We start from the raw sequence: 14,181 nt of genomic DNA on the forward strand, positions 1-14,181 counted from the left end.
GAAGGAGGTTAACAAAATAGAAAGAGAGATGGCTTAAGCCATCTCTCTTTCTATTTTTAACCAATCTTATCTGCTATCTTATCTAAGCATTCTTGGCAAACAATCTTATTTTTGAAGTTGATAGTTGAATCAGCATTACCACAGAAGGTACAAGCAGGTTCATATTTTTGAAAGATTACCTTATCACTATCTACATAAATCTCTAAAGGATCCTTTAGATCGATTCCTAAAGTTCTTCTTAATTCAATTGGAATAACTATTCTGCCCAATTCATCTATTTTACGTACAATTCCAGTTGCTTTCATTCTTTTAGCCCCCTTTTTAATTTATTTTAGTTGGAGGGATAATAAAAAGTAAATCATTTAAATCTAATACATTTATTATCTTTGTTAACCTAATTATAACACAAGCAGTAATAATTATCAATATCAAAAATGAAAAAATAATGAATATTTTGGAATGTAGTTTATTTTTAATGATAGCTAAGAATAGAAGAGAAGCAGCTATACCACAATAGTAATATCAGAAGGAAAATATAAAAATAATTCAGAATAAAGAATAAGAATAATACTAATTAATACAGGAAAATTTCATAACAATGCTGAAAGAGTTGAATTACTGATATGTATTACCAAGAAATCTTAGAGGACAAAGCAATAATTTTGTCTAAAATAGATAAAGAGCTTAGATATACGTGGGTTTTCAATTCACATCTTGATTTTTCGGTAAAGAGTGTGATAGGAAAGACCAATTCTGAAATCGATCCCAACCCAGGGACATTTCAATTAGAAGAACTAAAGATAGTTTTGCTCAAGATCAGATTATATATAAGGAAGGTTTATTATTGGGAGGGACTTAGAATGAATATTAAAAAGAGAAATTGTTTTATTAAGCCCAAATATCACTTTGATAATTGGCGTAGTCAGGAGTTAGTATCGAAATACAATAAAATAATACATTATCCTTTGACAGTAATTGAAGGTGGTATTGGCACTGGAAAATCAAGTAGTTTATCCAATTTTTTAGATAGTAATTTTCAGGGAGAATCTATCTGGTTTACTTTAAGTGAACAGATTGATTGGGAGGTTAACCTTTTTTGGAGATTGTTTCTTAAAGCTATTATCTTCTATAATAATAGTCTAGAAGAGGATATACAGGAAATTATTATAAAAATCGAGAAAAGAGATTCAAATATAAGAAGTATTATCAATGATTTAGCGGAAGTAGTTTTTGATGAATTTAATGATGATAGTTTATTGATAATTGATAATTTTGAATTGATTATTAAAAATCAAAAGGTAGTTGATAGTTTAAGTTACTTTGTAAACTTAATCCCAAACTACTTTCATTTAGTGTTGATAACAAAAGAGAAGATAGTTTTTCCACATTTAGACAGATGGCAAGCTCAGAGCTTAGTCCAGTTTATTAAAGAGAAGCAACTTATTTTAGAGAAGGAAGATATAAAAGAACTATTATCCTTAGAGTATAATCTAAAGCTATCAAATAGTGAGTTAGATAAAGTATATCATTTAACCGAAGGCTGGATTTTAGCTGTTGATTTGTTTGCTAAAGAGTATAATGGTCAAGCGCTAGATGATTTTTTAAATGATGATAGCAACTTTACAATGATAGATGATTACTTTAGTTATTATGTTTTAGCTAAATTGGAGGATAAAGAGCTAATAGAGTTCTTATTAAAGACTTCTTTGTTAGAAGAGTTGGACATTAGGGTTTCTAATCTAGTTTTGAAGATAGATAATAGTCAAGAGATTATTAATTTAATAAAAGATAAGTTTGGACTAATAAAGAAGGTGGAAGAAGGAAAATATCGCTATCATAATCTATTTAGAGAATTTTTAAAGAGAAGATTTGATCAGATCTATGTTGAGTTTAATCATCGTGAACTGATAGATATATATTTAGAATTAGGTATGCTTAAAGAGGCACTTTGTTATAGTTATAAGATTGATGACAAAGATAAATTGATAGCTATAATTTTGGGGAAGGAAGAAAGGGTGATTGCTAAAGTAGAATCAAAACTGTTAGAAACTATTTTTTCTTATTTAACAGAAGAGGACTTTATCAATAATCCTTTATTATATCTTTATCACGGGGATTATTATCTTTATAAGCAGGATCCCTATAAATCCTTAGCCAATTATCAGCAAGGGGAGAAGTTGTTTAGAAGTAGAGGTGATAGAGTAAGTTTAAGGAGAGCACTCTTTAAAACGGCCAAGGTATATGCCTTTTTTAATTCTAATCACCTCTTAAATTATTTAGAAGAGTTACTTACTTTTCAAGACCAATTATCAATAGTTAAAGAGGAGGAACTAACTTATCTAAGATATATATCTACTCTAATCAGAGGGGATATGAAAGAAGGAAGGAAGTTGTTAGCTAAACTTGAAGGTAGTAATTATTATGAGGAGCTATTGACCAATCATTTATTCATGAAGGGGGATTTTAATCAGGCAATAAAGTTAATTAAGCAGATCGATAAGCCTAGAGAAGAGTACTTTTTTTACAATACCTTTATAGCACCGATACTTATACATCTGCTTTTAGGTAATTTCTACCAAGCTCAAGAGTATATCTTAATTGAATTAGAACAAGATAACTTTGTAATTAAATTATTTGCTCAGTATTATCTAGCCCAGATCGCTGAGTTCTTTTATATAAAGCCTAGAGTGGAATTAAAAGAGCTATACTTAGAGAAGCTGGAGATGATAGATGGCTGCCCTTATGATTCATCTTGGTATAGGTTGGAGCTGTTATTAACTATAGTATTTTGGGAGGTCTTTTATGGTGATTTAGAGCAGGTACTTGCTTATGGAGAACTAGGTTTAGACCATGCTCTAAGTAGGGAGGACAAGCTCTTTAGCGGATTTTTTAATAAAGCGATAGGAGTAAAATACTATTTTGAAGAAGATTTGACTAAAGCAGTTCAGCTATTAAAGAAGTCTATAGATTCTTTTCTGAGTATCGAAAATAAATTATTATTGGCTTCATCCTACTTGTGGATAGCTTTAGTTATTTACAAGAGTAAAAAAAGTGACAGCCTTAGATACTATGCTACTAAGTTCTTAAAATTGAGTAGGGAGCATAACTATGATTTTCTATTGACCACTCCAAATTTATTGGGTTCAAGAGACCCAAATCATTTTATTCCACTATTGCTTGAAGTAAAGAGCCTAGGAGTAGAAGTAGCTTATATAGACCAAATCTTAAACCAGCTACATTTAGAGCGACTAGATAATGCCCCAGGATATTCACTAAGGATTAAAAGCCTAGGGAGGTTGCAAGTCTATCGAGGTACTGAGCTAATTACTGAAGATGATTGGGGACGTAAGAAAGCTAAAGAATTGTTTAAATTATTACTAATCAATTATGGGCAGTTAATTAATAAAGACCAGATCTGCCAGCTATTATATCCTGATTATAATCAAACAGATGCCTATCGCAACTTCTCAGTTAATTTGACATATTTAAATAATCTTTTGGAGCCTAGTAGAGAGGTTGGTGAGAAAACCTATTTTATAGTTAGAGAGGGAGACTATTATGGACTGACTAATAAGTTTGCTTATTTTTATGATGTTGATATGTTTCAAAGCTTGATTAATAGAGGAAGACAGGCTGATAATAAACTGATAAGAATAAAGTATTATCAACAAGCTCTAGAACTTTATGAGGATGATTTCATTGCTGATGATCTGTATAATGAAGAAATAAGTAAAGAAAGAAAGAGAATACAACATCTATATTTAAAGCTAGCAGATGATTTAATGGAATATTATTATGATAATCAAGATTATCATAAATGTATAAAGCTAGCCAATAAGTCTTTAGAGATTGATAAATACTTTGAATCGGCTTATCTCTACCAGCTGAAAGCCTATAAGGAGCTTAATTTACGTAGTTATGCAATTAAGGCTTATAAGAGATGTAAAGATATTTTAGAAGAGGAATTAAATATCTCTCCTAATCAAGAGATAGAAGAATATTATAAATCAATTACAAAATAAAGTCTTCATTGAAGAGATTGGAGATTGTCTTGAAATATGATACAATAATGGTATATATTAATTAAAATTCATGTTTAAGCCACTTTGATAGGTGGCTCTTCTAATTTTTAGACAAATTTTATCATTGTATTTTGAGGTGGATTTTTATTTCTATTTCACTACTAGTTAGATGTTGAAAAACGTCGAAATATACAATTATTTGAATTTTATAAAATAATTTGGTTTTGTAATGGTTTTGTAAGTAATATGTAATCGATTTGAAGTAGTAAGTTGTTATAATTGAAACATCAGTTAGTAGTAACAGTTATTAATAGCAATATTTTACAGCAGTTTTAAATAATAGTTTTTAGGGAGGGGACTAAATGATTTTAAGAACTGAGTCTGTTATATCTAAAGTTAAGGCTAGTTGGAAGAATCAGAAGTTAATAGAGAAGTTCTCATGGCTAGATAAGAATACATTAACTGTAATCGAAGCTAAGATGGGGTATGGTAAGACTATCAATTTGGCAAATTTTCTAGAAGATGAATATTATGATAGAGTTTATTGGTATAAACTCAAAAAGAGTAATATTACAGAACTTGATTTTTGGAATAAGTTAACAAAGATTCTAACTTTAGAAGATAAGAGTATCAAAGAAGAGATGGATCAGATAGTTAGTAAATTAGGGCAAGAAGAGATTGAGATAGAGGATTTTTTGGAAGAATTTTGCCAAAAAATCTATGATATTCTAGTAGAAGATACTTTCTGGATAATAGATAATTTTGATAAGTTTAGTCTAAATGTAGATTTTTTAAATTCTTTTCAATTTTTTATTGATTTAATACCCTCTCAGCTACATATAGTGATTATTAGCAGAGGGTCAATTAATATCCATAAGTTTGCCTATTGGCAGATAACTGGGATGGCAATGAAGATAGAGCAGGATTTATTTACCTTAGATATTAATCAGGTTGAAGATTTTTTAATCAACTATTATCAATTGACTCTAACTTATGAAGATCTTGAGAGGATATATAATTTGACAGAGGGTTGGATTATTCTCCTTGATTTAATTGCTAATAGATTAACAAAAGGATTTAAGTTAGACAGGCTATTAAACGATGGAAATTCCTTTGGGTTGATCTTTGATTATTTTAACTATGAAATTTTGAACAATTTAACTAATCAAGAGATGATATTAAAAGAATTTTTATTTAAAACTTCAGTACTAGGTGATTTTAGTATAGAGTTCTGTAATGACTTTTTAAATATTAACAATAGTAGGGCGTTAATAGATAAATTGATAAAACAAGGAGTATTTATCTTCAAAATTGATGATGACGTATATAAGTATCACAATCTTTTTAAGAGTTTTTTAATTAGCAAAGCCAAGCTGATCTATGATTTGAAGTTATTAAAACAGAGGGCTAAGAAGATATACTTACAGAAAGGTAATGATATTGATTTAGTAGATTATATCTTAGAGAATGGTTCTAAAGAAGAGATAGTAGATATGGTACTTAATCAAGGGCAAGGGTGGCTACAAAGAGGAGATCTATCATTATTAGAGAGAGTTCTATCCAACTTATCGGCTGCTACTATAGCTTCAAATGCAGAGTTATTGACTTATCACGGTGATGTATATCAGCAGAAAGAGCATTTTGATAGAGCAATAGAGAATTATCTGCAAGCAGAAGAGATTCTTAGTGGTACCAAAAATAAATATTTAATTAAGATACTATTTAAAATTGCCAAGCTCTATGCTTTCTTTACTTCAAATAAATTACCGGTTTATCTTGATAAGTTAAGAAATTTCAAAGAAGAATTCTCTAAATTAGAAGTTAGAGAATTTTTAGAGCTAGAGTTGGTCAATAAGCTGCTTAGTGGGGATATACATGGGCTAAATTATATTATAGAGGAAGCTGAGATAGATGAGAGTGTATATAAAGAGTTAAAGGCATATATCTACTTATTTGAAGCTAAAGCTGATAAAGCAGAAGAGTTATTTAAAGAGCTAGAAAGTCAAGATAAAAGCTTGAGTGACTATCTATTATTTTATAGTATTACCTTACCTATTACTTATAACTTACTTGAGGGTAACCTCTGTACTGCTTTAGAGTATATTTGGAGCCATTTAAAGACAGATTGCAAGATAGTTAAAGAGTTTTTAAATTATTATTTGACCAATACTTTGGAACTCTTTGGGGTCTATGATGATAAGAGTTTAAAGGCTGAATATGATAATTTTATAGAGAGTTTATCTGCAAGAAAGATTGATTTTTCTTGGTATAAAGCAGAAGCTATAATTAAGTTGATGGTTTGGGAGGCATTTTATGGAGATTGTGATAAAGGGATTGACTATTGCTCAAAGGCTTTAAATGATTTAAATTATAATAAATATAGTATTTTAAAGGGGATACTCTTTAGAGTGTTAGGAATAAATTGTTATTTTGCTAATAAATTGGAAGCTGCTGATAAATATTTGGGTATAGCTAGAAAGGAATTGATGGGGCTAGACAATAAGATGTACCTTTCTTCTACAGCTTTGATTTTGGCAAAGGTCAATCGTGAGTTGGGTAATGATAAAAAATTCTATCGATACTTAGAAGAGGGGATTAAGCTATCTAAAGAGAATGGCTTTGATAATATCTTTATTAAATCATCTCTAGGAGGCTTTAGGGATCCAAATCGTTTAATTCCAATTCTGCTTGAAGCCAAGAAAGCTAAGGTTGAAGAGGATTATGTAGATGGCTTACTTAGCAAGATTAAACTATCAGAATATACTAGAGCACCAGGATATTCTTTAAGAATTAAGACCCTAGGAGGGTTAGAAATCTATCGAGGAAAGACCAAAATCGAAGATTCTTACTGGAAACGGAAGAAGTCTAAGGAGATACTGAAGCTATTTTTAATCAATTATGGTAGCTTGTTGCCAAGAGAGAAGGTCTGTAATATCTTATGGCCTAATAAGGATAAAGAATCGGCTATTCATAGCTTTAATGTTGCTTTAAATAGTTTAAATAAGATATTGGAACCAAATAGAGGCTCTAGAGAGGATAGCTACTTTATTATAAAGAAAGGTCATTCTTATGGTTTGGCAAATACCTTTGCTTATTATTATGATATTGAAGTATTTGAGAGATTTATTGAAAGAGGTAAGAATTCTGATGATGAATTAATAAGTATGAACTATTTTAAAGAAGCGATAAGGCTTTATAAAGATGATTTTTTGATAGAAGATTTATATAATGAATTTATTATCAGAGAACGGGAGAGGTTACAGCAGCTGTTTTTAGAAGCTGCTAATCAGTTAATGAAATATTATTATCGCCAAGGAGATTATAAGAGTACTATCAGCTTAGCCAATAAGATGCTCTCTATAGACCCTTATTTTGAAAGTGCTTATTTATATAAGATGAAAGGTTATCATCAGATTGGTAGACGGGAGTTTTCAATCAAGACCTATCGTAAATGTAAGGAGATTTTAAATGAAGAGTTGAACATTGACCCAAATGAGAAGATAAAGAATTATTATAAACATTTGTTAATATAAGGAGTAACCTTGAGGTTGCTCCTTATATTTTATAAAATGGTATATTTCTTATCTGTGACTTGATTGTAAGTCAATTGTGATTAACTAGATAGAGAGAGGTGCTACAATTAGATAGAAGATAAGTTAGTTGTATTTATAATTTGTAGCACCCTCCTATAAGACTTTAAATTTAGAATCTGATGAAAGGGGTGTTGATAATTATGACCAAAAAGGAGCGTTTAAGAAGAGAATTAGATGCTTTAAGGGTCAAGATGATTACACTAGCTGTAGATAAAGAGGATTTGTTGGATGAAGAGGTACAAAAATTAAGTAGAGAAATTGACCAGCAGATACTTACTTATATGAAGTCCTGTGACCTTGTAAGTAAGCAGGGATAATAATATATAATAGGATCAATATTTGATAATCGAGGAGGTTAAGAGATGACTATAGTCAATGTATTAATTAGTAGCTTAGAAGAGTGGGACAAGCTTACTGGCAAAGAGCAGATTAATGATTTTAAGGGTTTAATAGACTCTATACTACTCCATTTAGGGGTTATCAGTGAAACTAGTATTAAATCGAAAATAGAATTGTTAGTAGACTTACAAGAAAGAATTAGATATTTAGTAGAAGAAGAGGGGATAGATCAAGACTTATTGGTGATGGGGTTAGTTAATTTTATTTCAGAGAAGTTAGAAAGGACTTTAATGAGACAAGGGCAGACTATTGTCTTAGATGAGAAGCTAATTTCTTCTGACAAGGTCGATTTAGATATGAAGAATAGACTTTCTTATAGTTTGAAAGAGTTAAAAAGGGATAACTTTTATGAGAAAGCCACTAAAGAGTTGGATCACTGGAGATTTATTGTAGCCAGTAACTTTACTAAGGGAAATAGAGCAAGGTGGAGGAAAGAGGGGTTTGAAGTGGTGGCAGAGGATTTAGAAGAAGAGCTTTCCCAGATTCCCAAAAAAATTTTAGATATTTTATTTGATATTCCTATTGTTAAGCTGATAGCCAAGATTGAGTTAGAAGATATCAAAAATTTAAGCTGTAGTGAAGCGATGGATTTAAGGGAAGTATTGATATAGCTAGCTAAGTTTAGAGTGAAGTTTAATGGGGATATTGCGACACTTTTTACTTTGGTGGTTAGGAGTTAGAGGGTTAGGTAGTTAGGCAGTTCCTAACTCTCTACTCACCTACCTCCGAAATGTCGCTTTTTCTATTTATTATTTGATTTTAAAGTTAGATGATGGATAATAAGTGGATCTTTATAAAAGTAGGTGAGAAAATGGAGCCATATCAGATGAGTAATCAGATATTTAAAGATATCAGTCAATGGATTTATAAAGAGATAGGGCTAAAGTTGACTGAGAAGAAGAAGGCGATGGTAAAGGCTAGATTGACTAAAAGATTAATAGAATTAAAGATAAATAGCTTTGAAGAATACTATCAACTAGCAATCTGTTGTGAAAATGAGAAGTGTGAATTAATCAATTTATTAACGACCAATGTGACTAAATTTTTTAGAGAGAACTACCATTTCCGATTTCTAGAAGAAAGAATACTCCCCAAACTTAAATCAAATTCTAAGCAAAATAAAATAAGAATCTGGAGTGCAGGATGCTCTACCGGAGAAGAGGCCTATAGTCTAGCAATAGTATTGAATGAATTTTTCACAAAAGGGTGGGATATAAAAATATTGGCTACAGATATCAACACAGATGTTCTAAAGAAAGGGGCTAGAGGAATCTATTCTTGCTGTGAGTTGGACAAGCTTTCACCAGTATTAGTTGACAAGTACTTTAAAAGACTTAATTCATCTGGCAAGAGTTACTATCAAGTAAGAGAGGGGTTAAGAAAGCAAGTAATCTTTAAGAAATTGAATTTAAAACAGGCTAAATTATATCAGATTAACTCTAGCTTAGACCTTATTTTTTGCCGTAATGTCTTTATTTACTTTGATGATAATGTCAAGCAGGAGATTCTTAACTTCTTTTATAATAATTTAAAAGAGAGGCAGTATTTATTTCTAGGAAATTCAGATTCCATTGATCATATTGTACATAGTGATAAAAAATGGAATTTGGTTTATCCTACTACTTACCAGAAGTTATGATCTTTTAAGATTAGCTAATTAGAGTTTAACAAATAATCTTAATTAAGAGGTGATACTTTATGTTAGAGTTTTTAAAGAGGCTGATTACACTTAGAAATAAACTATTATTATTTATTCTAGTACCTATTATCTTGGTAGGAGTTTGGAATGTTCAAAGTATCAATAAACTGATAGTTAACAATGTTACTAAGATGGTAGAGAGTAATGGCTCTGAGAATGTCAAAAATGGTGCTGATGTAATTGCTAATTGGTTAAGATCTAAAGAGAATGAGTTGCTTGTGATGTCCAAAATGGTCGATTTAGAAGAGGGCTGGAGTGTAGATGAGAAGAGAGGTTGGAGAGTAATTAAGCAGCTGCTCAAAGTTGATGATTCTAAGAAGACAGATCAATTTATGCTAATGGACTTAGCTGGTAAGGGGTGGACTAGCTATGCTGAGAAGGTAGTAAATTTAGCAGATAGAGATTATTTTCAAAGGGCTAAAGCTAGTAAAGGCTTAGTAGTTAGTGACCCGAGAAAATCTGAGTTAATGGATAAGGATGTTGTTGTAATTACTATACCAGTTAAGAATGCTAATGGAAAGATTATAGCATATTTAGGTCAAAGTATTCCTTTGGTAAATTTAGAGGAGATAGTAAATGGTTTTAAATTAGGGGATGTGGGATATGCATATCTAGTCCAGCAGGATGGTGAGATATTTGCCCATCCTAGTGAAAAAAGAGAGCTTAGTCTACTAGAGAGAGGTAAGGAAGAAGGTGGAGTTACTAAAAAGATTATTGCTGGTGAAGAAGGCTTTGGGTTATATAACTTGGCTGGTGATAAAATGTATGCTTTTTATCATCCGATTGAAGGTGTAAACTGGTCACTGGTCTTAACAGCTCCTAAAGCTAAATTAACTTCGATAGTAGATATGTTGATTGGAGAGGTTAGCCAAGGCTATTTACTTTTGTTGATTATTATCTTTATAATCATCTTCTTAGTAACTACCAATGTCTCTAAAAATGTCAAGAGAATCGATCAAGTATTAGATAAGATGGCCAAAGGGGACTTTAGCCATAAGATAAAAGTTAAAGGTTCTAGTGAGTTAAGTAGAATGGCCCATAATATCAATAAAGTAATTGATGCTTTAGGCAATACTATCAGTAGTATAAAAGATTTCTCTTTAAATATAGCTAACTCTTCTGATGAGATAGCAGAAGGAAATAATGAGCTTTCTGACAGAACTCAAAATAATGCCTCAGCCTTAGAAGAGGTATCGGCAACGATAGAGGAGATCAATTCTTCGATGCAAGAGGTCTCATCTAATTCAGAAGATGCTAATAGATTATCACAAAATACGATGAAATCATTAAAGACTGGTAGTGATGTTGTCAGTGATACTATAGAAGCTATAGGGGAGATAAGTGATCATAGTGAGAGGATATCAGAGATTATAGTAACGGTTAATGAGATTGCTTCTCAGACAAATCTATTGGCTTTAAATGCTGCAGTAGAAGCAGCTAGAGCAAATGAGAATGGTAAAGGCTTTGCTGTAGTAGCAGATGAGGTCAGAAGTTTGGCTGAAAGGACTGCTGAGTCTGCTAATGAGATAGAGAAGTTGATTAAAAGTATTATCAAAAAAATACTACATGGAAATAACCTGGTCAACGAAACCGGTTCTACTTTAAAAGATATTGTAGAGAATAGTAAAGAGGTTCATAAAGCCATTAGAAATATCTCCATCTCTACTGGAGAGCAGGCTTCTGCTATTGAACAGACTCAGCAGGCCTTAGAAGAGATTAATCAAGGTACTCAAGATAATGCAGCTATGGTAGAGGAGATAGCAAGCTCAAGTGAAGAGCTCAATAGAGAGTCTGTAGAGATGGCCAAATTGGTCGAGAAATTTAAGGTTAGAAAGATCAAACAAGAGAAGATAGAGTTATTGAATTTGATTAAAGAGCAATTAGAGAAGCAAGGAAGTATTAAGAAGAAAAGAGGTAATAAACAGGCTAATCAAGAGATAAAAGAGCTTGAAGAGATTGACCTATCAGAATTAGATTTATCTAAGTTAGATCTAGATAGAGAAGATCTAGATAGAGAAGATCTAGAGATAGACTTTTAGTCCTTAAGTTATAGTGATTTTTAGTGATGAAGCGTAAGTGAAATAAGGTTTTGTGGGGATATTGGGACACTTTAGTAATCAGTGACAAGTGACAGATAACGAGTAAAAATCTCCTCTCGTTACTTGTTACTATCTTAATATCAGTTTATAACATTATCTTTAAATTTCATTATAAAAATGTTAATTTGTGATGACCGTTTTTACAAAGAAAATAGAATATTTACTAGGCTAATCTTTTAGAAGGGGGATGAATATATGGAGAGTATTGATAAGCAGACTAAATTTAAGAGGATAAAGTTGGAGATGGTTGAATCTGAAGAGGTAGATTATCCAGGCTATCTAGCTATTCGCGTTTATAATTGTGTAATAGATGTAGAGGATAGTGAGTTTTTAGGTGTAGATAGTGGAGGTAATCAGCTAAGAGCAGATGGTGTAAAAGGAATCTGTGTAGAAGAGAGTTGTGATGAAGGGACTCTGTTCTTATTTGATATCGAGAATTTGGTGGACAGTGGAAATTTTAATTATAATACTGCTGAAGCTGTGATAAGGGTTGCTGGCTTTACAATAGGTAAGGTTTCTATTGATTTGCCACCTTGTATTTATTTACCTTAAAATTAATTGAAGATGAAGCTTTAAACTAAGAGGAAGGAGAGAGGATGGATAAGAGATATGATATTCCATTTTATACATATCAGATCTTAGACCCAATTAAAGCATTACAGGAAATAAAAGAATGGGCTGCTTTCCATCATGAACGAGTAGATGGAAGTGGATATCCTTTTCATTATGAAGGTAAAGAGCTTTCTATTGGGAGCAGAATTATGGGGGTTGCTGATGTATTTGCAGCCATTACCGAAAATAGACCTTATCGTGATGCTATGAGTAAGAAAGAAGCCTTAAATGTCTTAAATTCTATGGTTGAAGATGGGGCATTAGATAAGGAGATTGTGGGGCTGGTCACTGATAATTATGAGAAGTTAAGCTTTATAAGAAGTAAAAAGCAACAGGAAGTAATAAGAGAGTATTCTTTAAGTTTTTAAGTTAAGAGTCATCTTCCTTTACTAAGGCAAATATCCACACGTCTCTCTATGAAAAGAAATTTAAATCATATTATAAAAAAAGGGGGCTAAAAGGTGGATGAAGTTAATATTAGTCTATTTAGTATGTTGAGTTCTATATCGAATTTAATAAATATTTTAGATGATAAGGCAACTATGCATCAAGAACAGGTAGCGTATATTTCACTTAGGATTGCCAAAGAGTTTGGAATGAAGCAAAATGAGATAAATGAGTTGATTATTGCTACATCCCTTCATGATATAGGGGCATTTTCTTTAGATGAGAGGTTAGAATTATTAGATTTTGAAGTCAATGGGAGGTTAAATCATTCAGAGATTGGGGCGGCTTTATTGGGACAATTTCAGTACTTTGAGCAAATATCTAAAATAATTAAATATCACCACCTTGATTGGAATTATGGAAAGGCTAACTTAACAGAGGATGATCAGGTTCCTATAAGTAGCCACTTACTTCATTTAGCTGATAGGATAGCAGTATTAATAGACCCTTCTAAGAATATTTTAGGTCAAAAAGGGAGAATTATAGAGAAGATAAGAGCAAATTCAAAGGCTAGATTCAATCCTGAATTGGTCGATCAATTTTTGAGCTTAGCCGATAAAGAGGAATTTTGGCTAAGTACTGTCACTCCAGACTTAATCAAGAGAAATCTAATAAGAGAGATGGGGACTGAAGATCTTAGGCTGAATATAGATCAGCTGCTGGATTTAAGTAAAATATTCAGTAAAATTATAGATTATAGGAGTAAGTTTACTCTAAATCACTCTTATGGGGTAGCAGTTACGGCAGAGGAGGTAGCAAAACTGATGGGCTGGTCTAATTACCAAGGCAAAAAAATCAGAATAGCAGGTTATTTACATGATTTAGGAAAGTTAGCTGTAGCAACTGAAATTTTAGAAAAACCAGGAAGATTATCAGAAGCAGAGGTTAATATTATTAAGGTTCATACCTTTTATACCTACTATATCTTAGATCCAATTGACCAATTAAGTGATATTAAAGAGTGGGCAGCCTTTCATCATGAACGTTTAGATGGAAAGGGGTATCCTTTTCATCATACAGGCAAGAGGTTATCAGAGGGGAGTAGAATTATGGCAGTTGTTGATGTATTTACTGCTGTGACTGAAGATAGACCTTATCGGGAAGGAATGAAGAAGGGTGAAGTAATAGCTATATTAAGCTCTATGGCAGAGAATAATGCTTTAGATCAGAATATAGTCGATATAGTAGTAGATAATTATGAGCAGATAAATTCCCTTAGAATAGAGGCTCAACAGAGGTCTTTAAGGGAATATAGTAATCTATTATAGTTTTTTAAGTAGCTAAATTCTATCAAATGGAGGTGAAGAATT

Annotated in this window: 10 protein-coding genes; 9 read left to right on the plus strand and 1 reads right to left on the minus strand. The window is 31.7% G+C overall.

Going from position 1 to position 14,181, the window contains the following annotated elements:
* Window positions 1-56: 56 nt before the first annotated feature.
* Complete coding sequence (locus tag BX659_RS02065; RefSeq protein ID WP_097016166.1) at window positions 57-305, minus strand: AbrB/MazE/SpoVT family DNA-binding domain-containing protein; 249 nt, start codon at window positions 303-305, stop codon at window positions 57-59.
* Between the two features lie 555 nt (window positions 306-860).
* On the opposite strand from BX659_RS02065, the gene BX659_RS02070 reads away from it, so the two are divergent.
* From BX659_RS02070 to BX659_RS02110, 9 genes are all read left to right on the plus strand, one after another.
* On the plus strand, window positions 861-4,022 hold the full coding sequence (locus tag BX659_RS02070) for a BTAD domain-containing putative transcriptional regulator (RefSeq protein ID WP_172431785.1): 3,162 nt from the start codon (window positions 861-863) through the stop codon (window positions 4,020-4,022).
* 362 nt (window positions 4,023-4,384) lie between these two features.
* A complete protein-coding gene (locus tag BX659_RS02075) occupies window positions 4,385-7,555 on the plus strand; it encodes a BTAD domain-containing putative transcriptional regulator (protein WP_106231567.1) in 3,171 nt (1,056 codons plus the stop codon).
* 200 nt (window positions 7,556-7,755) lie between these two features.
* On the plus strand, window positions 7,756-7,932 hold the full coding sequence (locus BX659_RS02080; RefSeq protein ID WP_172431786.1) for an aspartyl-phosphate phosphatase Spo0E family protein: 177 nt from the start codon (window positions 7,756-7,758) through the stop codon (window positions 7,930-7,932).
* A 45-nt stretch (window positions 7,933-7,977) separates the two neighbouring features.
* Entirely contained in the window at window positions 7,978-8,625 is a 648-nt protein-coding gene (locus tag BX659_RS02085; protein WP_097016170.1) for a hypothetical protein, read from the plus strand.
* Between the two features lie 158 nt (window positions 8,626-8,783).
* Window positions 8,784-9,653 (plus strand): CheR family methyltransferase, encoded by an 870-nt coding sequence (locus BX659_RS02090; protein ID WP_258176091.1) that lies wholly within the window; start codon window positions 8,784-8,786, stop codon window positions 9,651-9,653.
* A gap of 59 nt (window positions 9,654-9,712) precedes the next feature.
* The gene (locus BX659_RS02095) at window positions 9,713-11,752 is read left to right on the plus strand and encodes a methyl-accepting chemotaxis protein (RefSeq protein ID WP_106231570.1); all 2,040 of its coding nucleotides are present in this window, start codon (window positions 9,713-9,715) and stop codon (window positions 11,750-11,752) included.
* Between the two features lie 255 nt (window positions 11,753-12,007).
* Window positions 12,008-12,364 carry a hypothetical protein gene (locus BX659_RS02100; RefSeq protein WP_097016173.1) on the plus strand — a complete coding sequence of 119 codons (357 nt, stop codon included), beginning with the start codon at window positions 12,008-12,010 and terminating at the stop codon, window positions 12,362-12,364.
* 44 nt (window positions 12,365-12,408) lie between these two features.
* Entirely contained in the window at window positions 12,409-12,792 is a 384-nt protein-coding gene (locus BX659_RS02105; protein WP_097016174.1) for an HD-GYP domain-containing protein, read from the plus strand.
* Window positions 12,793-12,885: 93 nt separating this feature from the next.
* Window positions 12,886-14,139: an HD-GYP domain-containing protein gene (locus BX659_RS02110; RefSeq protein WP_253250638.1), complete on the plus strand. Its 1,254-nt coding sequence runs from the start codon at window positions 12,886-12,888 to the stop codon at window positions 14,137-14,139.
* The last annotated feature ends 42 nt before the right edge of the window (window positions 14,140-14,181 follow it).

The organism is Orenia metallireducens (assembly GCF_003001995.1).
Classification (GTDB): Bacteria; Bacillota; Halanaerobiia; order Halobacteroidales; family Halobacteroidaceae; genus Orenia; species Orenia metallireducens_B.

Excerpts from the sequence above, each read along its gene's own strand:
- BX659_RS02105 (WP_097016174.1), top strand. The coding sequence starts at position 12,409 with ATGGATAAGAGATATGATATTCCATTTTATACATATCAGATCTTAGAC.
- BX659_RS02100 (WP_097016173.1), top strand. The coding sequence starts at position 12,008 with ATGGAGAGTATTGATAAGCAGACTAAATTTAAGAGGATAAAGTTGGAG.
- BX659_RS02085 (WP_097016170.1), top strand. The coding sequence starts at position 7,978 with ATGACTATAGTCAATGTATTAATTAGTAGCTTAGAAGAGTGGGACAAG.
- BX659_RS02095 (WP_106231570.1), top strand. The coding sequence starts at position 9,713 with ATGTTAGAGTTTTTAAAGAGGCTGATTACACTTAGAAATAAACTATTA.
- BX659_RS02070 (WP_172431785.1), top strand. The coding sequence starts at position 861 with ATGAATATTAAAAAGAGAAATTGTTTTATTAAGCCCAAATATCACTTT.
- BX659_RS02080 (WP_172431786.1), top strand. The coding sequence starts at position 7,756 with ATGACCAAAAAGGAGCGTTTAAGAAGAGAATTAGATGCTTTAAGGGTC.
- BX659_RS02090 (WP_258176091.1), top strand. The coding sequence starts at position 8,784 with ATGATGGATAATAAGTGGATCTTTATAAAAGTAGGTGAGAAAATGGAG.
- BX659_RS02075 (WP_106231567.1), top strand. The coding sequence starts at position 4,385 with ATGATTTTAAGAACTGAGTCTGTTATATCTAAAGTTAAGGCTAGTTGG.
- BX659_RS02065 (WP_097016166.1), bottom strand. The coding sequence starts at position 305 with ATGAAAGCAACTGGAATTGTACGTAAAATAGATGAATTGGGCAGAATA.